Raw genomic sequence first — 23,511 nt, 5'->3', positions numbered from 1 at the left:
GTAAACAAAAAGCATTTCTTGATAAACGAAATGATTCTAGAAGATCATACAAATTGTCCGAAAAACAAACGAGAAAAGTTTTCTTTTCTCTCTAACCTTGTATGGAACAATGCCAGTCAAAGCAATGAAAAAAATCAATTCCAAGGTGTCAAATTCATACAAGAGTTTGTTAAACATCTTCCGCATAAGCCGGGAGTTTACCGGATGATTGGTGAAAATGGTAATATTCTCTACATTGGCAAAGCTCGTAATCTCAAAAAACGTGTTGCAAACTATACACGTGAACAAGGGCATAATAATCGTATTACCCGCATGATTCGTGCAACATATCATATGGAATTTATCGTTACCCATACAGAAACAGAGGCACTTCTTTTAGAAGCAAATCTCATCAAAAGATTGCATCCCCATTTTAATGTATTACTGCGTGATGATAAAAGCTTCCCTTATATTATGATTACCAATGATCATCGAGCACCTGCACTTTACAAACACCGTGGTGCTCGAACACAAAAAGCGCATTATTTTGGACCTTTTGCTTCTGCTGGTGCGGTAACACAAACAATTCACGTTTTACAACGCGCTTTTTTATTACGGACCTGTAGCAATACAGTTTTTGAAAACCGTACGCGCCCCTGTTTGCTTTATCAAATTAAGCGATGTTCTGCACCTTGTACCCATGAAATTAATGACAATGATTATAAAGAACTAGTGAGAGACGCAAAAGCATTCCTTTCAGGAAAAGATCAATCTGTTAAAAATGATATGGTTCAAGCTATGCATAAAGCTGCAGAAAATCTTGATTTTGAACAAGCCGCTTCCTATCGTGACCGCTTATCAGCTCTTTCTCACATACAAAGCCATCAAGGGATTAATCCTCAAACGATAAAAGAAGCAGACATCTTTGCAATTGCGCAAAAAGAAGGAATGACCTGCATCCAAGTGTTCTTCTTGCGCATGGGACAAAATTGGGGAAACCATGCCTATTTTCCTAAAGCAGATCCCTCTTTTTCCCGTACTGAAATTTTATCGAGTTTTCTTGCCCAATTTTACGATGATAAACCCCTTCCCAAAAGCATCCTTTTATCTGAAGAAATTGAAGAAAAAACACTTCTTACAGAAGCGTTGAGTCTCAAAGCAAATCACAAAGTTTCTCTCTCTTTACCCAAGCAAGGTGGACGAAAAACGCTTGTTAATCACGCCTATCTCAATGCTCATGAAGCCCTTGAACATAAGCTTGCTGAAACAGCTACCCATACAAAATTGCTTCAGGGGCTTGCTGAAACATTCCAACTCCCTTTTCCTCCCCGTCGGATAGAAGTCTATGATAATTCTCATATTATGGGAACAAATTCTGTCGGCGCTATGATTGTTGCGGGTCAAATGGGATTTGTTAAAAATCAATATCGAAAATTTAACATTCGCTCAACAAATATCACGCCTGGTGATGATTTTGGCATGATGAAAGAAGTCATTAAACGAAGATTTTCACGCCTTATCAAAGAACATGATTTGCCAAATAAAAATCATGATATACAAGATCAAGAAAATGATCTTCTTCCTATTTGGCCTGATCTTGTCTTAATCGATGGTGGTGAAGGACAAATCAACAGTGTGCATACAATACTTGCTGAATTACAATTAAATAACCTGATCACAGTTGTTGGAATCGCCAAAGGTGTTGATCGTCATGCGGGATGTGAACGATTTTTTATAAAAGGTACCCCTCCTTTTACACTTCCCCCCCGTGATCCTGTCCTCTATTTTTTACAACGTCTGCGTGATGAAGCACATCGTTTTGCCATTGGAACACATAGAATAAAACGAAAAAAAGCAACATTCAAAAATCCACTTGATGAAATCGAAAATATCGGTCCGACAAGAAAACGTGCGTTGCTTCACCATTTTGGAAGTGCCAAAATGGTGGCTGGTGCCTCACTTGAAGATCTGAAAAAAGTTACAGGAATCTCTGCCACAATTGCACAAAAAATTCATAACCATTTTCATGAAAAATAGGCTTGTTTCATTACCTTAGCCTTGTTACGTTTAGGAAATATATTTTCTTTCACAAGAATTAAAAATAGCTCTATGAAAAATCATACTTTTTCTTTTCCAAATCTTTTAACTTATGCGCGAATTGTTGCAGTCCCAATGGTTGTTGCCTGCTTTTTTGTAGAAGGACGCCTCCAATCAAGTGATATCGCACGCTGGATTGCCGTTTCCATTTTTGTCGTTGCATCCATTACTGACTTTCTTGATGGTTATCTTGCCCGTATTTGGGAACAAACATCCAATATTGGTCGTATGTTAGATCCAATTGCTGATAAACTTCTCGTCTCTGCCTGCTTGCTCTTGCTTGCCGCAGACACGACCATCGCTGGATGGACTCTATGGGCAGCCATTATCATTCTTTGCCGAGAAATTCTTGTATCAGGATTGCGTGAATATTTAGCTGAATTAAAAGTGAGCGTTCCGGTCTCTCGTCTTGCAAAGTGGAAAACTTTTGTACAAATGATCGCTATTACCTTTCTTTTAGCCGGACCTGCTGGTAATAAAGTTTTCCCTTACACAGTAGAATTTGGCATTACTATGTTGTGGATTGCGGCTCTCCTTACATTGTGGACAGGATGGGACTATTTTCGTGCAGGTTTAAAACACGTCATCTCATGAAATCGTTTTTTGATTTACAATGATAATCTATCTTTTTGAAATTTAAGTGAGGGAAGAGATGCCGTAAATCGACCTCTTTCAAATCTATTGATGATGAAGAAATTAAACCTCTTCTTTTGCCCATCACAAACAAAATTGGCGTGCAGATAAAAGAAATTCAAGAAGAGAATAAGTAAGCTTTATCTCCTTGTAAAAACAGCTGCAACATTAAAAGTGGAAGAAACGCTGAATCTACATATTTGTCAAAGAGAGCTATAATCTTGTAAATAAAAACCCAAAATATAACGTTTTGGGTTTCTCTTCTGATTTACACTTTTATTAACCAACAATTTCCATCTCAGAAAACCAAAAAGCGATTTCTGTTTTTGCCGTTTCCGCACTATCGGATCCATGGACAGAATTTTCACCAATCGACAAAGCATGAACCTTACGAATTGTCCCTTCTTCTGCATCACTAGGATTCGTAGCACCCATCACTTCACGGTTTTTAGCTATTGCGTTTTCTCCTTCCAAAACCTGCACAACTGTGGGAGCAGAAGACATAAATTCAACCAATTCGCCAAAAAAAGGGCGTTCTTTGTGAACCGCATAAAAATTTTCAGCCTCACGTTTACTCATCCACACACGTTTAGATGCAATAACACGCAAGCCTGCATCCTCAAGCATTTTCGTAATTGCACCCGTTAAATTACGACGCGTTGCATCTGGTTTAATCATCGAAAAAGTACGCTCTAAAGCCATTTAACCACCTTTATTTCATTGATAATATTCTCTGACTCTTTCTATAACGAGCAAGCAACCCTTTGCCAAGTGACTCTACACAAATTCTCAAAAATATAGAATAAATTATAAAGAATACTTCAATAAAAATAGCTGCAATTGCTCCCTCCATCACAAAATGCGCACCCGTCCCTCAGTTAATGCTGAACTCCTTTTATATTCCTTAAAGCTTCTCATCAAAATTATCATTTAATAAAAAATTATAAGAAAAAACAAACACGTAAAAATACATTACCTTTTATGAAAACCTTCTTCTTTAACAAAGACGGCTCTAAATACTTCGTATCTAGGTTTGAAAATCCCCTCACACACTAAGATTAATTTTAAATACCCCTATTAGAAACTATAGCGTACCCCTATAATTCCCTGAAGGGACTGTTTTGTTTTATGTCCTTTAATATAATGGGCCTCTCCATATAACTTCAACTTCTCACTCACTAAACTGCTTAAACCTATGCCTAATTTACCCGCATTCCCTGATACATCCGTGGTAAATGCATGGCGGTGATTAATCAATGTCTGATTATCATCTTTATGCTCACGCAACCATGCTGCTGTAATATACGCAAGGGATGAAGAAGCATCGTGAGAACTAAATTCATACCCTAAAGATAACCCAACCTCACTGCGTAATGACGTAAAGGGACGTATATCACTCGTCATGTCATTTGATAACTGGATTTCATTACCTTCAACTTTTAACCAAGTAAATTGTCCATAAGGCTGGAGCCAACTACTTTGTGACATCTGAAATCGATAACCTGCTTCAAAGGAGCTTCCCACTGCCCATTGCGTATAGGTTCCTTCAATCCCTAAACCATTCGTTGAAACAGCCTTCAGCGTATTTTGATAATGATTATACTTTAAAACACCATCAAGATACCATCCACTATGGTCCAAATAAGTGACATAAGCACCAACGCCATAACTATTGATACCGCTTTTACCCCCTCGTGCATGCGCAATGCTTGCGCGATCATAACTACCAAAACCACCTATATAAAACGCTCCATTTTCCCACTCGCTTAAACCATTGACCCCTAAAACGATACCGGTCTGATCGAGCTTAAAATCTATATGCTTTGTCGTAATGCTCTCTTTAGATTTAATCGCATAACTCCATAAAGCTGTATTCTTTTTACTTTTATCTAAAATGCCTCTTCCCGTACGCACGCTTTGCATCTCATTGTGAAACACCATCGCTGGCGCTACAGACATAGACAACACCGCATCTGTCGAGGGCGTGGTTAAAAAATCAGAAACTGAAAGCGTCTCATTCATTTGTGGAGAAGGTTGTTCCTGAGCGCGTGTTGGACGCAAAATCATTTGATCCGCTAAAGAGTGAGAAGATTCTAAAACAACAGCTTGTTGTTTTGCATTAGAAGAAAAATGAGGACCTGATGAACCTGATACTTCAATAACTTGATTTTCTTGAGAGGAAGATACAAAAACACGAGAAACACTCTGTGCTTCTCTTAAATGACGCGGAGGTCGTGGCTTGGGTTGTTCTTTTTTAATAGATTTACGAGAGCCGGTATTTTTTCTTCCAGAAGAAATGCCTTGATCAGATTGTTTTCCACTCCCCGCAGGTAACGCGACAGGAGTCTTTGCTTTCTTATTGACACACTGTCCTTCAGTATCCGAGCGTTCCATGCCTCCAGAGGCTCTCCCTAAATACCAAGTTGTAGCACTCCCACTAGAATCAGCACATCTTTCTCTCTTCTGTAAGCTATACTGGTAGGTTCCACCATCGACAGTTGTGATGCCCGCCCCCGAAAGATCCACCAGAGTAAAATTAGCGCCTCCATCTGGGCTTCTATCAGTAATTAACGGAAGCTCAGTAACAAAACCATTCTTTTGCGAGAAAGGAGCTGTAATTTCACGACCCGAATCTGCAACGCTTATTTTGTGATTACCTGCGCCTTTACTAATCGACAAGTAATCACTCGCATCTCCCGAAGCACTAACATTGAATCGAAAATTCAAACTTCCTGAAAGTTTCTCGACATGAAGTGAAATATGTCGTGGATCATAGGGAATAGAAGTAAAAATAACAGTCCCATCCTGCCCCCCTAAATCTTCAATTTCAATCTGAGGTTTTTCTCCTATCTTCCGCTCACCAACCTCAAATATTGGTTCATCAAGCCTCCCTGTTATAGAAATCTCTTTCTTAGTAATATGGTTTTTAACATCACCAGCGAATAAATAAAGTTCTCCCTTATTATTGACCCTTACTTCTCCAATGGTTTTTTGTGCACCAACATGTAGCCACGATTTGGCAGAATCCGTAATTGTTAAACCATTTATAAGTCCACCAGGATATACTACTTGAATAGCCTGCCCCTTCAAATTAGTTTTCACAGCCTCCCCTCGTGCTAAGACATGCTGTCTACCGTTATCAGAAATCTCTGTAGCCGTTGCTTTTCCCCCTTCTTTTCTTTGTCTAGCATAAAGATTTTGTTCTCCATCTTTTTCTACTTTGGTTTTCCAAGCCTCTGCCCCATCATATATATTTTGCTGTCCCACTGCTCCAGCACTACCAGTAACTGTGGTATCATAAGCACTGCTTTTTCTCTCCACACTTGTAAGATCAAGATCTTTCTCTTCATGAACAAATTGCTGACCTCCATGGATTTTAGCATTCTGTGCGTTTCCTCCACGTGTAACTATTTGTATCCCTCCTTTTTTAATCGTGGATCCCACGGAAGTTTTTCCATTCTCAACAATTTCAACGCCACCATCTTCGATTTTAATATTCATACTAGGTACCGCATTATTTGTAATCAGTGCTGAACCTTTTGATACCGTCCCTCCATTTGTTATACTTGACATAATCGTTAGCTCTCCATTCCTACTCTCAACGGCACTTGCAGATTGCACAAGGCAACTACTGATCATCAATACTGAAACACTTAACTTGTATTTATACCGCATTATCCACACTCCACTCTCAATTATTTAGAAAAATATCCCGCAACTACCTAGGTAGCTCATTGTTAGATTGTATCGTAATGTGTTTTATTTATGTCTAAATACAATTTTTTAGTGTGTTTTTTAACATAAACAATTATAAATTGTTTGTATATAAACGACTAAAAAACTCCATCTGAAGGCAAAAAAACTGAATAAAATTCAACTGGTTACTTTAATTCAAGGAATAATTTGCATATTTGAAATTATGGATGAAAAAAAATGCTCATGCCCTTTAATGGGATCACATCCCTCACGTAAAATAAAGCGCCCTTAGGTTGCACATTCACGCGCTTGTTTTAAAGAAACATCTCTTAATACGCCCAAACCCATTTCCCGACGTCGACTATATAAAGGTATAATGATAAATCCATTGAACCCCACCATCTTTACCCTTATGGTGAAGAAAACCGGCACTCTCACACACTCTTCCAGCCCTAAAATATTACGACATCCCTTTGATCATTGAAGTGGTTTATAAGAGAGAGTTTAATCCTTTCTTGTACAATTTTATTCCATACGGATTCCCTTGCTTATAACGTACAAGAAAATGGTTTTGATTCATTCAACATGGAGCAGATTTAGAATAACAGAATCCTACGATATTTAGGACTCTCATTCAACATGTAAAACAATGAATACTCTTTATAAATTAATATCTTGCCTTAAAAGAGAGTATAAAGGCATCCTGCCCCTTGGAAAAGGTCTCTATACTCTCGAGAAGACATAGCGACACGTTATCTGTTTAAGCATACAAAACAATGACATTTGTAAAGTTAATCAGCCCGTGTAAAAGTATACTTAGAAACTATAGCGTAATCCTAAAATACCTTGCAGCGCATTTTTAATCTTATGTCCTTTTAGATAATATGTTTCCGCATAAACTGTTAGTTTATCATTGACAGAACTGTTTAAACCAATTCCCAATTTACCTGCACTGCCCGATAAGTCTGTGATAAATTTATGCTGGTTATTAATTATCGCATAATTATTATTTATATTCTCACGCAACCAAGCTGCCATAATGTAAGCTGTTAATGAAGTTTCTGAATTCACAAAGAACTCATGTCCTGCTGTTAATCCAACTTCACTGCGGAATGAAGTCAATGGGCTTAGATCTCCGATCATTCCATTGGAAAGTTTTATTTTTTTACCTTCAACCTGCAAACCTGTTAGCTTGATATAAGGCTGCATCCAAGTATTTTGTGCCGGTTCAAAATAACAACCAATCTCAAATGATCCACCTATCGCCCACTGATTATAACGGCTCTGAAACGCTAAACCATTCGTTGAGATGGCTTTCAAATTATCTCGGTAATAATTATATTTCAAAACACCGTCCATATACCATCCGCGATGATCAAAATAGGTTGCGTAAGTTCCAATGCTATAAGAATTTAGATCACTGTTACCCCCTCGTACATGAGAAACTCGTGCTTGATCATAACTAGCAAAACCACCAACATATAATTCTCCATGCCTTAATTCATTCAACTGATCAGCACCAAAGACTAAACCTGTCTGCCCAAGCTTAAAGTGTGTATGGCCTGTCGCAATGCGTTCTCCGCTTTTAATCCCATAAGCCCATAGTTCGATGACTTTCTTATTTCTATCCCAAATTTTTCTACCATTCCGTATAATTTGCAATTCATTGTTAAAAATAAGTCCAGGAACTACAGACAAAGTTAACACTGCATCTGTAGAAGGTGTCGTTGCTGTTCCCCCAGGAATAAACGGATTTGTAGGATCTGGAATAGGGTTTTCTGGTCCACTGAGGCGATCTGCAGATAAAAACCAAATTTTTCCATTTTCATCCTTTCTTTCTTTCAGTCCATACATATAAGTTCCACCATCAATGGCGTTAATGTTTTCACCCTTAAGATCTGTCAGTATAAAATGCGCTCCACCACTTTGATCTGTAATTAAATCACGCTTATTTGAAAAAGGGTCCGTGATCTCAACGCCAGAATCAGCAACACTTATCGTATGATTCCCTACGCCTTTCTCAACGAAGAGATAGTCACCACGGTTTTGGGCAATCGTGGTATTGAACGCAAAATGTAAACTTCCTGAAAGATTATTCACATGAAGCTGAGAATAATAGGGATCAGAACCCGTAAACGAAAAAATAACACTCCCCTCACCACTTAATTTTTGTATCAAAGAGCTTTTTCCATCAACCTCATCAGTGAGTGAGTACAGTTTTGTATCTTTTCCATTTAAAAGAATATCTTCTACTCTGGTGTGATGTTGATCATGCCCAGCATAAAGATGAAGCTGCCCAGAATGATTTACTTGTGTTTTGCCTTCTAATGTCGCTCCAGCATGTACCCATGATTTTGTTTCATCATTCATTGTCAAATTTTTTACAGATCCGTCAGCATATATTTCCTGAATAGCGTTTTCATTTAAAGTGACTCCAATAGCTTTGCCGCCTTTTAAGATACGTTGTTTCCCACCAGAAAAAACCTCTGTGTCATACGCAAAACCATCATTTTTTGCACTTTGAGATTTTTTTCCAATCTCTTGTACGCCTCCTTGCATGACCTTTGTATTCCAAACTTTCCCCCCATCATATACTTTTTGTTGGCCTAGTGTTTCATCTTGACCATAAATGACTGTATGAGAAGCACTACTCCCTTTAACATCTCCTCCAATATCCCCCTCTCCGAAAACAAGCTGCTCACCACCATAAATTTTACTCCCCTCTACTTTTCCTCCATTTCCAACACTTTGTTGTCCTCCTTCTTTAACGACAGCATTTTTTGAAAAGCCTTGTTTTCCTTTTAAAGCCTGAACATTTTCAATTCCACCATGTTCAATTTTACTATCCTCACTGAGACCTCCTGCATACACATAAAGCTCTGCACCATTCCTTACGGTATTATTAATGGATCGCCCTGGACTATCAATCTCACCATCATTTGAAATGTAAGCCTTCCCTTCATTATCAAGAACATAATTTTCTAACAGTGCCCCATCTTTAATTGAGATAAGTTCAGGTTTTTTAATAAACGCAATATTTTGCTCTTGTGCATTATATCCAACATTATCACGACGAAGACTGTCGAGATCCTGTTGACTGGCGAATACTCTAGTACCCTTATCCGTCGTAAAATCGCTAGGCTTTTTTAAAAAGCTTAATTCATTGCGCGTTCTTACAATGATCCCATTCGATGCTCCAAGGATGCATCTTCCTGTTTTCATATCCTCACTGTATTGATCTTGAAATACTTTGTTCTTTTCATCACTCGAAGATTGACAAAAAAGCGGTGTTCCACCCCCACTGGCAGCAGCAGCCTGTACAAAACAGCTGCTCAACATGAGTATCAAAAAATTTCGTTTCCATTTATATTGTGTAGCCATATCCTCCCCCCTTCACGCCTGCATAGACACCAAACGTAATTAGCTCTATAAAATATATTTTCAACCTTAGATTGCAACAATTCTTCTGGGGAGCCCCATCACTTCACTCAAAAACTATTCTTCACAACCTCTTAAGATGCGTGTTTGATCAAAAACATAAGGGAATTCCTCCATTCCTCTAAAGTTTTTTCATCAAAAGAAAAAGTAACACATTATAAACTATAATATAAAATGAGAGATATAATCTCATGAAAAGCCAAGCTTCATGCTCTGAAAAATTGTTTACGCTTTATTAAAGACTTTTAAAAATGATTATACCTTTAAAGATAATCTCCCCCCTATCATTAGAAACTATAGCGTACCCCTATAATTCCCTGAAGGGACTGTTTTGTTTTATGTCCTTTAATATAATGGGCCTCTCCATATAACTTCAACTTCTCACTCACTAAACTGCTTAAACCTATGCCTAATTTACCCGCATTCCCTGATACGTCCGTGGTAAATGTATGGCGGTGATTAATCAATGCCTGATTATCATCTTTATGCTCACGCAACCATGCTGCTGTAATATACGCAAAGGATGAAGAAGCATCGTGAGAACCAAATTCATACCCTAAAGATAACCCAACCTCACTGCGTAATGACGTGAAGGGACGTATATCACCCGTCATGTCATTTGATAACTGGATTTCATTACCTTCAACTTTTAACCAAGTAAATTGTCCATAAGGCTGGAGCCAACTACTTTGTGACATCTGAAATCGATAACCTGCTTCAAAGGAGCTTCCCACTGCCCATTGCGTATAGGTTCCTTCAATCCCTAAACCATTCGTTGAAACAGCCTTCAGCGTATTTTGATAATGATTATATTTTAAAACACCATCAAGATACCATCCACTATGATCAAAATAAGTGACATAAGTACCAATGCCATAACTATTGATACCGCTTTTACCCCCCCGTGCATGCGCAATGCCTGCGTGATCATAACTGCCAAAACCACCTATATAAAACGCTCCATTTTCCCATTCACTTAAACCATTGATCCCTAAAACAATACCGGTCTGATCGAGCGTAAAATCTATATGCTTTGTCGTAATGCTCTCTTTAGATTTAATCGCATAACTCCATAAAGCTGTATTCCTTTTACTTTTATCTAAAATGCCTCTTCCCGTACGCACGGTTTGCATTTCATTGTGAAACACCATCGCTGGCGCTACAGACATAGACAATACCGCATCTGTCGAAGGCGTGGTTAAAAAATCAGAAACTGAAAGCGTCTCATTCATTTGTGGAAAAGGTTGTTCCTGAGCGCTTGTTGGACGCAAAATCATTTGATCCGCTAAAGAGTGAGAAGATTCTAAAACAACAGCTTGTTGTTTTGCATTAGAAGAAAAATGAAGATCTGCTGAACTTGATACTTCAATAACTTGATTTTCTTGAGTTGAAATGGCTAGAGAAACAGAAGCTGGAGACTGTTGACTCGAGCTTTGGCGATTTTCTCTTCGACCTGACAACTTAATCGCATGCTCTTTTGTATTTGTAAGAGCTGAAAGAGAAGAAACCTGTTGTTTTTCACTTAAATGCCGCACAGGCCTGCTTCTACTCCGTGATAAACTATTAAGAAATAACAAATTATCAAWAAAAACCGCCGATAAATACCAAACTTTTTGCTCCCCATCTTCATCAATTCTTTGTTTTAAACCATACATGTAAGTTCCCCCATCAACCATTCCAGTTTTTGCGCCAGAAAAACTTTGCAAAGTAAAAGATGCGCCGCCACTTTGATCCAAAATTAAATCAAGTTCCGCTGACAAAGGATCAACAATTTCAATACCAGAATCAACCACACTTATTGTATGAGAACCATGACCATTCTTGATAAAGAGATAATCACCCTCTCCTTCTGCAAGGCTGACATTAAAATTGAAATGGAGACTACCCGAAAGGTCATCAACATAAAGCTGAGAGTAATGTAAATCGGATTCTGTAGAAGTAAAAATAATATTTCCCACACCGCTTAACTTTTTAATATACGTTTCTGTGTTTCCATATCCATTAGAAATAGAGTACAATTTGGCATTTTCTCCTTCTAAATTGATATCGTCTACTGTCGTCTGCTGATTTTTAGCTTCAGTATAAAAACGATCATTTCCAGCATAAAGATGGAGTTGTCCAAAATCATGAACCTTTATTTCTCCTTCTAATATCGCACCAGCAGAAACCCATGAATTGGCATTATCTTCAATCGTTAGATTCTTCACAATTCCACCCGCATAGACTTCTTGAGCACCACCTGTGCGTAAAATGACTGTATTTGCTTCACCTCCTGCTAAAACATGCTGTGCTCCACCTGCGAAAACCTCAGTATTTATAGCTAAACCACCGGTTTTTTCTGCAAAGTTATCATCATTAGGAAACCATTTAGCAAGCGTTTGTATTCCTCCACGCATCACTTTTGTTCCCACAGCCATTCCATCATCATACACATTCTGCTGTCCCAGTGTGTCCCCTTGACCATGAATTGTAGTATCATAAACACTGCTCCCCACAATTCCACCATCCATGTACCCATCTCCGAAAACAAGCTGCTCCCCACCATAAACTTCAGCTCTCAATGCAAAGCCTCCCCTCTCCACTTTTTGTTTTCCGCCCTCGTAAATAATCGTAGACTCTGAGCCCCCTTGTTCTCCTATAATCTCGGCACCACCCATTGCAACTGTCGTATTTTTACTGAAACCACCAGCCTCAACATAAAGCGTTCCAGATCCCTCAACCATCGCATTAATGGATTGCTTAAGAACACCTCCATCATCAGAGATATAAACTGTGCTATCATCACCAAGCCAAAAATTTTGTAAAATATCTCCTCCCTCACGAATACTGAAATTAATGACATCAGAATGTGGATCAAAATTAATATCTTGTGTCGGTGTGATATTTTCTTCTTTTTCAGGAAGCTTATCGATAGGCGACTCCGCATGAGGTGAGGGGAGTACAGAAGTAGAAGTTGTTTCCAATGGCGCCAAATACCAAATTTTTCCCTCGTTATGTTCTTTTTTCTTTAGCACATACATGTAGACTCCACCATCAATCGTACTGGTCTCTTCACCAGAAAAACCCGTCAGAGCAAAATGAGCATTTCCGCTTTTTTCATTAATCAAATCAAGCTCAAGGACTAAATTTTGCATTTCTAGAGAAGAATTGGCAATTTCAATACCAGAATCAATCACGCTTATTGTGTGATATCCTTCCCCCTTTTTGATAAGGAGATAATCACCGCGCTGCTCCTCAAAATTGGTGTTCAGTCTAAAATGTAAACTTCCTGAAAGATTACCGATTTCAAGTTTAGAGTAATGTGGATTAAATACGGTAGAAGCAAAAATAACGCTGCCATTACCACTCAGATTCTCAATCAAAGAACTTTCGCCATCCATCTTAGAAGCAATAGCGTACAATTTTGTATCTTTGCCATTTAAAACAATTTTTTCTACTTCAGTACGAGATTGATCGGCACCAGCATAAAGATAAATTCGTCCAGAATCATAAATCATGGTGCTTCCTTCTAACGTTGCACCAGGATGTAACCATGATTGTGCTTGATCTTTAATCGTTAAATCTTTTACATAGCCCCCTAAATCTATTTTCTGGAAAGCATTCTCTTGTAAAAAAACTCCAAGAGCCATTCCCCCTGCTAAAACGTATTGTTCTCCACCAGAAAAGACCTTCGTATCAAATGCAAAACTGCCATAATCGTCTAGGTTCTGTTCTACATAAAGATTTTGTACCCCTCCTTCCATGATCTTTGTATTAAAAACCTCTCCATCATCGTACACATGCTGATATCCTCGCACTCCATTTTCACCAAAAATAATGCTGTCATAGGCACTGCTCCTTACCACCGCACCTTTAATATCAGACTTTCCTGAAACAAACTGCTCACCACCGTAAATTTTAGTCCCTTCAACTTTCCCCCCATCTTCAACCTTTTGTATTCCCCCTCTCTTAACTTCACTCCTCTGTGAAAGGCCCTGCCTTCTAATGAGCTCAGTACCGCCTCTTTGTATTGTCGTATACAAGCCAAAACCACCGTTATAAACGGAGAGCATTCCATCATCTTTAACTGTATGCCTAATTAAAGTTTCTTCATTGCTATCGACTTTCTCATTGCTACTCTCAAAGCTAGAATCCGCAATCGTGACAATCATTCCCTTTTTAATTGTGCGTTTTGTGAGATCATTGGATAATGAAACCATAGCTGATGGTTGCAAGCTAAAATCAGAAAACAAAGAGGTATTTGTCTCATCAACAGCATGATTTGCATCTAAATACCAAATTTTACCGGTGCCTTTATTATTTCTGTGTTTCAAACGATACCTATAGGTTCCGGCATCAACCGTTTCGATTTTTTCACCAAAAGTGTTTGTCAGAGTAAAATGAGCATTTCCACTGCGATCAGCAATTAATTTAAGCTTTTTTCGGAAAGAATTTGTCATTTCACGCCCAGAATCAGCCACACTGATTGTGTGAGAACCAGAGCTCCTTTTTTTAATGACAAGATAATCACTAAGGTGCTTGGAAAAATTGACATTAAAATCGAAATGGAGAGAACCGGAAAGATCATCAATATTAAGCTGAGAATAATGCTTACCAGTCCCTAATGACGTCAAAATAACTCTACCATTTCCTTTTAAATTATGGATATTAACGTGAGATTTTTTGCCGTTATCTTCAGGAGCAATAATGTATAGTTTGGTATCTTCTCCATTTAAATTAAGATTTTCTACTTCCGTAACCGCTTCGTCATTTCCAGCATAAAGATAGAGGCTGCCAAAATCATGAACATTTGTATCCTTAGCTAATATTGCACCAGTAAAACCCCATGACCTTGCTTGATGCTTAATAGTTAGATTATCCGCGTATCCAGAATTATATATCTTCTGAGTAGCTCTATCATATAAAGTAACTTCACTCGCATTCCCTCCTGCAAAGATATTCTGCATCCCATTTTTAAAAAGTTCGGTATTCAGTGCAGAAGCCCCTTCATTAATTGTAAAACCTTCCTCTTCTGGATCGGCTGCATCAGCATCTTCTGCAAAGCCATTATTAAAGTTCTCTTTACCATCAAGATTCTGGATACCTCCTTTCATAATCTTTGTGTCAAAAACTATCCCCTCACTATAGACACTTTGTATTCCTGGCATTCCATCTGCAGCATAAATTTCAGTGCTATAAGCACTGCTTGCCTTATCTTCACGCGACAAACCATCTCCAAGGATTCCCTTACCAAAAATAATCTGCTCACCACCACGGATTTTAGTCCCTTCAGCATTTGCACCACTTTCAACAACTTGTTTCCCCCCTTTTTTAACAATGGCATATTCCGAATCGCTTAAGTTTTGGACAAACTCAATCCCCCCATGCTCAATTATCGTATCCCTACTCACACTTGCTGCACCAATGTAAAGTTTTCCACCCTCTTGAACCGTGTTATTGATGGAATAGCCTGCATTCTCATAGTTAAAGCTATTTACTTTTTTATCAAAATCTTCAGAATCACGATTAGCGATATAGACAGTAATATCATCATAAATTATTGAATTTGTGAGAACTTTAAAGAATAAGTTTTCTAATCCCTTCCTTTCCTCTTCTGAAGATTTACTTCCTTCTAGTGACTTTTCATGCACTATCATTTTTGCCCCCTCTTTTTTTTCTTTTAATCCCCGCACTGTTGATAACAACTTTTGAGTTTCTTTTAAATGTTCACTGATACCTCCTGGTGTTAATAGCTTTTCTTTTGGTGGTACTACTCCATCTGCATTCGCAATCTTGATAAAAAAGCTACTGGCCATTAGCGTCCAAAAACTTAATTTCAATTTGCGTAGCATTATTCACACTCCATAATTTCAAATTTAAATCCCCCATTTAGAAAAAAGTGCATAGACTAAAACAACATTCTGTAACGGCTCAACATATTGTTTTTGTTTAATAGTAAAGCATTCAATGATTAATCTCTGATAGATCAAATATACAGCATGTGCCTTTAAAAGCGTTCACAATCAAAAGATTTAATTTTTATATATGCAATTAAAAAGTGTTATAATTATATTCATAAAAAAATTTAATATTTTTGAGACACTAAATACTGATCTACGAATAAGATTGCTCTCTCGATAGATAAAACTTTAAAGGAAACAGCACTATGAATGAGAGCAGCCTTTATAGCCAAATATTTCCATCTTTTTCAGCATTTAAAATAGTTTCTTTAATTTTATTAAATTTTGATCATCGAAAAAACACTTAATTCACTYTCATCAATCTATGATCATTATTCTAACATATTAAGAAACGTCATAATATCGACTCGACATTGTTTTGAAATTTTTATAGTTATATTCGGTTAATTCATATTTGATTTGCCATATACTGAAAGGGACATTCTATTCATGTCTATAAATTTAGAAATGCAAGGCACAAGCAACAGAAATTCTCCTCGTCGCATTTTGTTTGCTAGCCTTATTGGCCCAACAATTGAATTCTTTGATTTCTATGTCTTCGCCACTGCCGCGGCTCTCATATTTCCTCATGTGTTTTTTCCAACTCAAAATGATCAGATTGCCATTTTACAATCTTTCCTGATCTTTGGAGCGGCCTTTTTTGCTCGGCCCTTTGGATCGATTGTTTTTGGACATTTTGGAGATAAAATTGGAAGAAAAGCAACACTTATTGCTTCTCTTCTCACAATGGGGCTTTCAACAGTCATTATTGGTTTTCTTCCCACATATGAGACTGCTGGATGGTTTGCCCCCTTCCTCTTAACCTTATGCCGTATTGGACAGGGAATGGGATTAGGAGGAGAATGGGGAGGGGCTGTTTTGCTCGCAACAGAAAATGCTCCTCCAGAAAAGCGAGGCTGGTACGCAATGTTTCCCCAATTGGGTGTTCCAATCGGTTTGTTTTTATCCATTGCTGTTTATTTAGGTCTGCTATACTTCCTTGATCATGATGAACTGGTTGCTTGGGGATGGCGTATCCCTTTTATTGCTTCAGTGTTTTTTATGATTATAGGATTATGGGTTCGTCTTTCAATCAATGAAACTGTTCAATTCAAAAAAGATCTTGAAAGTAAAGAACGTGTTAAAGTTCCTATCGTCGATGTCTTTTTAAAATGTCCACGAATCTTATTTCTTGGGGTATTTTCTGGTATGGCAACATTTGTTTTGTTTTACTTGGTTACAGCATATTTGTTAAGCTATTCAACAAATCATTTACAATTGTCATATTATCAAGCTCTTCAAGTTGAAATTGTCGGTGCTATTTTCTGTGGAATTTTTACCATCATTACTGGAAAACTCGCTGATCGTATTAGACGCAGAACTTTAATGATTTGGGTTACACTCATCACTGGTATCTATTCTTTCGCAGTTCCTTATTTCTTAAATTCTGGCGTTATAGGAGTCCTTGCAATGTCTGTTATTGGTTTGTCTATCATGGGAATGATATACAGCCCTCTTGGTGCAGTTTTAGCTTCACCCTACCCAACAGCCATTCGATACACGGGTTCTTCTATTACTTTCAACTTATCTGGTATTGTGGGAGCCTCTCTCGCACCTTATATTGCAGAATATTTGGTACAACATTTTGATACATCTTATATCGGCTATTATTTGCTTTTTGCTTCTTTTATTTCACTGATTTGCTTTGTCGGATTTACAGATGATGAAATATCCAACTAAGAGATAAGAACAAAGAATAAAATAATGACTGGCAGAAAAAATGCTGCCAGTCTCATCTTAAAAGACATGGGCTGCGGTATTGTCCACCACAATATTCCCGCAAACAATGTGCTCAAAAAGAAAAAGAAAAAATCCGCAATATTGCTCATATCAGCAACAGCAAACACCTCTGATAGGATATGCGTTGTCCCCAGCCACGAAACGCAAAAAAAAGCTAACATCACAGCCCACAAAACAAGCAAAATTCGATCAATAATCATCATCATGCCGTTTCATTTTTTTAATTATAGGCCATATCTTCAGCATACCCAAAAGAAAAATAACAATAAAAACCCAACGCCCTCCCCCTGATCCTTCCGCAATAAAAAGTGCTGGATTTACGATTCCTACCAATCCTATCAAAACCATAACAAAAGATATGAGGCGCATTAAACTTGTTTTTCCCAACAACGATCTTCACTTTGTTGCCAATACGTTAAATTATGATTTTCCATTTTATATTTTTTCCACTGTGCCCGAGCATGATTTAACTGCTCATCATTTCTACCATCAAAGAGCACGACAAGCCGTTGATAAACATCAATATCCGAACAAATGGCTCCCTCTATGAGAAAACGAATCTTTGAATCATTCGGATTTTCTTGTCCTGTCGTCAGAAATACAGGCTGAAGGTTTGAATATTGATCACACTCCGTTCCATGCCCAATAAATGATTCATCAGCATAAACCCATAAATGCATATCTATAGAATCGCGTTGTTCTTTACTTACACATTGTATTGTTACCTTATCAAAACGAGCCAATGCCCGCTCTACAAGCGTTGGCAAAATATCTTTCAGCGTTGACTGCGTCAAATGATAGAATAGAATATCCAACCTCTTAAGCCCTCATCACTCTTTATAGAAAAGCTAACACATTTTTTAGAGAAACTCCTATATCTCTCATATAAAAGAAAACGATTTAAGATATAAACCTCTTTTTTGATTGAGATGCATTATCTTTTTGTCCGTGGTTAAAAAACTCTTAAAAAGGTAAAGTTTTTTATTTTCAATGTTAATATAAAAGTTTTTTAAGTTATTTTTCAGATTCTTTGTAGACTATCGTTGAAAATAAAATATAATGTGTGGAAAAATTAAAGGGGATTTAACGAGAAATTTTATATTATTTATTTACTAAAAACATCCAATCCATGAAAGGATGTTTTTTAACTTTATTGCATTTTAACCGAAAGCAGTAAAAATATTTACTATCAAATTAAAGACTGAGGGTGTTCCCCAATTTATGCGTATTATTGAGTCCTACATCCTAAAACGTGTCTTTGTTTTGTTTAGTTCTGTCATGATTGCAGCGGTGGGTGTTAGTTGGACAGTGCAAATTCTTGCACGGATAAACTTTCTTACAACCAGTAAACAAACACTCCTCACAGTCTTGCAATTTTCACTTTCATTGGTTCCTTCTGTTATTTTTCTTGTCACTCCATTTGCATTAGTGATCGCCATTACAATCATCCTCTCAGCAATGAATCAAGACTCTGAACTTGCTGTTATTAATGCCTCTGGTTTTCCTAAGAGTACTGTTTGGAAACCTATTCTTCTTCTTGCTATTGTTGCATCATGTATCTCCTTTTCTATCGCTAATTTTGTTGTTCCTCAAGCGCGTCTTCATATGCGACAAATGCTAGCCAGTGCCCATTTTGATCTTATTAATCTGTTTATTAGTGAAGGGAGCTTTCAAAAACTCGCTAACAACCTTTACATAGAAATTGGCGAACGCAATCCAAACGGAACACTTGAACGTCTTTTCATTGCCGACCAGCGTGACCCTAAAACCGATCTTTTTTATTATGCAACAAAAGCCTCCATTGTAAGCAATAAAAATGGTCGTTTTTTAATCCTCAATAACGGTGAAATAGAAAGAGTCAATCATGAAAATAATAGCGTTTCAATCGTTCAATTTAGCGCATATACTTTTAGCTTAGGGGAATTTATTCCCAGTGATAAAACACCTACTCTTTATCCAAAAGATCGATCTCTTTCTTATTTACAAAACCCTGACCCACAAGATCCTTACTATCAACGCAAACCCCTCCAATATAAAGCTGAGTTTCACCGCCGACTAACACAATGGCTCTATCCAATCGTTTTTTCACTTATTGCATTAGCAGCGGCGGGAAATGTAAGCTCCCATCGACAAGCACACCATTTTGCAATTTTTTCGGCCATTGCCCTTTCTTTTCTGGTCTATTGGATAGGGTATTTTTTCGCCGAAAAAGCAAAGAATGATCTTGCATATGTTCCTCTCCTTTATATTACGCCCATAGGAACAAGTATATTTGTCTTTTTTATGATTTTAACGAATCATAAAATTGGACTTCCCCCAAAACCTCATGAGATATTTCAAATCATTTTTCAAAAAATAGTGAACAAATTTGAACATCGAAAATCTCAAGATTCTTCGGATGAAATATCATGATTGGCTGGACACTTGGATGTTATTTTTTTATACGTTACCTTAAAATAACGTGTTATTTTTGGGGGGGGATTTTTATTCTTGCTCTTTTAATCGATTTTACGGAAAATTCTGGGAGGCTGCCTTCCCTCCCACAATATACAGCAAGGGATGCATTTCTCCTCTCTGTTTTACGCATTCCTTTTATTATGCAACAACTTATCCCTTTTATTGCACTCTTTTCTGCCATGACAACGCTTATCTCGCTTAACAAAAAACTTGAACTTGTCGTGACTCGCTCAATTGGTGTTTCTGCATGGCAATTTCTTATGCCTGCTTGTTTGGGAGCTTTTCTTTTGGGATTATTTTCAATTCTTCTCATCAATCCACTTGCTGCATGGGGATTTTCTCAAGCAGAAAAAATGATGACTGAATGGCGCAATAATAATGTGCTAACATCTCTTCATAATACGCGTATCCACTGGTTAACACAGCGTACAGATTTAGGAAGAACAACCATTGGTGCTAAACTTATCACTGATCAAGGGCTTTCTCTTCTCGATGCGACCTTTGTACAATACAAAGACGACGCAACCGTCAAAAATTGGATTAACACCCCAAAAGCAACCTTGACCAATGGTGCTTGGCTATTAACAAATGGAACAATCTATAAAATAGGACATCCGCCTGAAAAATTTATCGTGTTGAAAATCAAAACCAATCTAAAACCTGAATTTTTAACGGAACGTCTCGTAAACCCTGCAACTATTCCATTTTACCAATTGCCTCAAAAAATTATGATTGCACGTTCATTTGGCTATTCCGCTCATAATTTTGATATGTATTTACAATCTTTGATTGCCTTACCGGCATTGCTTGTGGCAATGACTCTCATTGCAGCAACTGTATCTTTAAATTTTACGCGTTTTGGACAATCTAGAACATTGATTCTTGGTGGTGTCATAGCTGGGTTTATGCTTTATGTTATTTCCGTACTTGTTCAAGCTTTTGGTAATGCTGGATATATTCCACCAATTATTGCCGCTTGGACACCTGTTGTTATTGCATTATTCTTGGGAATCTCTTTTTTACTTCATAAAGAGGATGGCTAAGTGAAGGCATTAACACGTAAGAGAATCATTTTAACAAAATTAAGTGCTCTCGCTTTTAGAAGTGTTATAGGGGTTATTTTTGGCTGCGCGTTGCCTTATTGTGCATATGCTCAAAGCCTTACCTCTCCTTCTCAAAATCGCATTCAAAACCCGCAATATCCTCTTTTGCTTTCTGCAGATGAACTCGTCTACAATCGTGATGAAAACACTGTTTCTGCACAAGGTAATGTCCAAGTTGAATATGATGGCAATAAAGTTGTCGCTCAAAAAATCATTTACAATCAAAAAACAGGAAGACTTACAGCACAAGGAAACGTTGAAATTACTCAAAAAGATGGTAATAAAATTTATTCCAATCAAATTGATATGACCAAAGATCTTGGCGATGGTTTTGTAAATGCCTTACGTATTGATACAGCCAACAATGTACACTTTACTGCTCAAAATGCTACACGCAAAAATAATCAGATAACAATCTTTGAAAATGCAAGCTATACTGCCTGTGAACCTTGCTCTTATAAACCAGATAGAGAGGTCCTATGGAAAATTAAAGCTAGAAAGATCATATGGAATAATCGCGTTAAAAAAATTCGATTTGAAAATAGTAGTTTTGAAGTTTTTGGTGTACCGATTATAAAATTTCCAAATTTTGAGCTCTATGATCCAACTGTCAGGCGTGCTAGCGGTCTGCTTACGCCTCATTTCTTTTATACGGATTATCTCGGTATGGGGATAAAAAATTCTTATTTCTGGAATCTTGCTCCCCATTATAATTTTACGCTTTCTTCTACACTTTATACGCAACAAGGGCTTTTAACCGAAGGGGAATGGCGCCAACGTTTAAAAATGGGTAGTTATAGCATTCGCTTTGCTCATATATATCAAATGAAACCACATAAATTTGACAATGATATGATTGATGCACAGCTTAAAGGCCGTTATATGCTGGCGACAAAGGGGGACTTTCGTATTAATTCACACTGGACGTATGGATGGGATATTCTTGCACAATCTGATCGGCATTTTAGTCGTGCCTACAAGATTGAAAATTATAGTAATCCTACGCAACTTTCTCAGATCTATATGACTGGTCTTGCAGGAAAAAGCTATTTTGATATGCGTTTTTATCATTTTAAAATTCAAGACTCCGTATTGAATGATCCTCATTATGAACGTCACTCTCAGCAAGCATGGGTTCTACCAGGCATCGATTATTCTTTCACACCAGATGAGCCCATTTATAATGGAGAGCTTACCTTCCATAGTAATATACAATCAATTTACCGTCGTCATGCCGACTTCAATTCACCGGACTGGAATGAAAATCCTCTCGACACTGTAAGACTTTCTGGTATGGCTGGAAATAGTTTGCGTTTGACAAATGAGCTTCAGTGGAAAAGGCGTTTTAACACGCATAATGGTCTCATATTAACCCCCCTTCTCTCTCTACGGGCTGATATCCTTACTACCAATGTAGACAAAAATCATGCTGCTTCTGTAGAAAATAATGCCTTATCGGCAATTCGTGGCGCAACAATTCGTGGTATGGCAACAGTAGGATTAGAAGCGCGCTATCCTTTCCTTATTACGGCTGATCATTCTACACATATTATAGAACCAACCGCACAAATTTTTATACGCAATAACGAACAATATATCGGACAACTTCCTAATGAAGATGCTCAAAGCTTTGTTTTTGATGCTACCACTCTCTTTCAACGCGATAAATTTTCTGGTTATGATCGTGTAGAAGGTGGCACAAGAGCCAATATAGGTCTAAGATATTCTGGAAGCTTTAATAACAATTGGTCTCTTTATGGTCTCATTGGACAATCCTTTCATCTGGCAGGAAAGAATTCTTTTGCAGAAAAAGACCTTGTTAATGTTGGTATTCATTCTAGCTTGGAGGCAAAACGTTCCGATTATATTGCAATGTTTGGTGCGACCCATAAAAGCGGCTTTTCCTTAGAAACACGTGGACGCTTTGACAAAAAAACAGGAAAAATCCACCGTAGTGAAATTGAAGCATCACAAAAATGGAATCTTTTTTGGGCCTCTGTACAATATGCTTATATCGCAAACCAACCGAATTATGAATATCCACAAGAGCGCCAAGAGATTTCTTTTCAAACGGGCTTAAAACTGGCAGACTATTGGTCCATTAATAGCAATGCTGGTTATGATCTCGTATCCGGTACATTTATAAAACGAGGAATTAGCTTGAACTATACAGATGAATGTTTTGGGCTCACATTCGGTTATCAACAGGTAATGAATCCAGGGAGAAAAACACCCTTGCAAAACTTTAATTTTTCTCTTTCATTGCGTACAATTGCAGATATCGGAAAAAAATAAATTCAAATTTATAAAGAGAATGTATAAGCGATTTAACTTATTATTGTTTTTATGAAAAAAAGCGTATAATTTAA

13 protein-coding genes are annotated in these 23,511 nt (G+C 37.6%); 6 read left to right on the top strand and 7 right to left on the bottom strand.

Annotation, left to right across the window (positions count from 1 at the left end):
- Positions 1–30: 30 nt before the first annotated feature.
- Together uvrC and pgsA are read left to right on the top strand one after the other, a co-directional pair.
- Positions 31–2,016 (top strand): excinuclease ABC subunit UvrC, encoded by a 1,986-nt coding sequence (uvrC, locus tag CEV08_RS01595; RefSeq protein ID WP_100130039.1) that lies wholly within the window; start codon positions 31–33, stop codon positions 2,014–2,016.
- Positions 2,017–2,088: 72 nt separating this feature from the next.
- Positions 2,089–2,670 (top strand): CDP-diacylglycerol--glycerol-3-phosphate 3-phosphatidyltransferase, encoded by a 582-nt coding sequence (pgsA, locus tag CEV08_RS01590; protein ID WP_100130038.1) that lies wholly within the window; start codon positions 2,089–2,091, stop codon positions 2,668–2,670.
- A gap of 318 nt (positions 2,671–2,988) precedes the next feature.
- Here the strand turns inward: pgsA and ndk are convergent, their stop codons facing one another.
- The 4 genes from ndk to bafA (CEV08_RS01570) form a co-directional block, all read right to left on the bottom strand.
- Positions 2,989–3,411 carry a nucleoside-diphosphate kinase gene (ndk, locus tag CEV08_RS01585; protein ID WP_100130037.1) on the bottom strand — a complete coding sequence of 141 codons (423 nt, stop codon included), beginning with the start codon at positions 3,409–3,411 and terminating at the stop codon, positions 2,989–2,991.
- Between the two features lie 375 nt (positions 3,412–3,786).
- Positions 3,787–6,384, bottom strand: coding sequence for a BafA family autotransporter (gene bafA / locus CEV08_RS01580; RefSeq protein ID WP_100130036.1), 2,598 nt, complete (start codon positions 6,382–6,384; stop codon positions 3,787–3,789).
- A gap of 837 nt (positions 6,385–7,221) precedes the next feature.
- Positions 7,222–9,786, bottom strand: coding sequence for a BafA family autotransporter (bafA, locus tag CEV08_RS01575; protein WP_100130035.1), 2,565 nt, complete (start codon positions 9,784–9,786; stop codon positions 7,222–7,224).
- Between the two features lie 344 nt (positions 9,787–10,130).
- Positions 10,131–15,674, bottom strand: coding sequence for a BafA family autotransporter (gene bafA, locus CEV08_RS01570; protein ID WP_100130034.1), 5,544 nt, complete (start codon positions 15,672–15,674; stop codon positions 10,131–10,133).
- Positions 15,675–16,232: 558 nt separating this feature from the next.
- On the opposite strand from bafA (CEV08_RS01570), the gene CEV08_RS01565 reads away from it, so the two are divergent.
- Positions 16,233–17,522: an MFS transporter gene (locus CEV08_RS01565; RefSeq protein ID WP_100130033.1), complete on the top strand. Its 1,290-nt coding sequence runs from the start codon at positions 16,233–16,235 to the stop codon at positions 17,520–17,522.
- Here the strand turns inward: CEV08_RS01565 and CEV08_RS09775 are convergent.
- Genes CEV08_RS09775 through CEV08_RS01550 form a run of 3 tightly spaced genes read right to left on the bottom strand, consistent with a single transcriptional unit; the run spans position 17,519 to position 18,397 of the window.
- Positions 17,519–17,782 carry a hypothetical protein gene (locus CEV08_RS09775; protein ID WP_100130088.1) on the bottom strand — a complete coding sequence of 88 codons (264 nt, stop codon included), beginning with the start codon at positions 17,780–17,782 and terminating at the stop codon, positions 17,519–17,521. The two genes, CEV08_RS01565 and CEV08_RS09775, sit on opposite strands and share 4 nt — an antisense overlap.
- Positions 17,772–17,951 carry a hypothetical protein gene (locus CEV08_RS09770; RefSeq protein ID WP_100130089.1) on the bottom strand — a complete coding sequence of 60 codons (180 nt, stop codon included), beginning with the start codon at positions 17,949–17,951 and terminating at the stop codon, positions 17,772–17,774. Before CEV08_RS09770 ends, CEV08_RS09775 begins: the two co-directional genes overlap by 11 nt.
- A complete protein-coding gene (locus CEV08_RS01550; protein WP_100130032.1) occupies positions 17,951–18,397 on the bottom strand; it encodes a DNA polymerase III subunit chi in 447 nt (148 codons plus the stop codon). The genes CEV08_RS09770 and CEV08_RS01550 overlap by 1 nt, the downstream gene beginning before the upstream one ends.
- Before the next feature lie 406 nt (positions 18,398–18,803).
- Between CEV08_RS01550 and lptF the strand changes: the two genes are divergently transcribed.
- From lptF to CEV08_RS01535, 3 genes are read left to right on the top strand one after another with little or no spacing between them, the layout of a single operon-like run.
- Entirely contained in the window at positions 18,804–19,994 is a 1,191-nt protein-coding gene (gene lptF / locus CEV08_RS01545) for an LPS export ABC transporter permease LptF (protein WP_100130031.1), read from the top strand.
- Positions 19,991–21,082, top strand: a complete 1,092-nt coding sequence (lptG, locus tag CEV08_RS01540; protein WP_100130030.1) for an LPS export ABC transporter permease LptG — start codon at positions 19,991–19,993, stop codon at positions 21,080–21,082. Before lptF ends, lptG begins: the two co-directional genes overlap by 4 nt.
- A complete protein-coding gene (locus CEV08_RS01535; RefSeq protein ID WP_100130029.1) occupies positions 21,083–23,437 on the top strand; it encodes an LPS-assembly protein LptD in 2,355 nt (784 codons plus the stop codon). It abuts the gene before it with no gap.
- The last annotated feature ends 74 nt before the right edge of the window (positions 23,438–23,511 follow it).

The sequence above is a fragment of the Bartonella tribocorum genome (genome assembly GCF_002778015.1).
In the GTDB taxonomy this organism is placed as follows: domain Bacteria; phylum Pseudomonadota; class Alphaproteobacteria; order Rhizobiales; family Rhizobiaceae; genus Bartonella; species Bartonella tribocorum_B.
The sequence above is the reverse complement of the archived record's forward strand: the minus strand, read 5'-3'. Positions and strand labels throughout refer to the sequence as shown.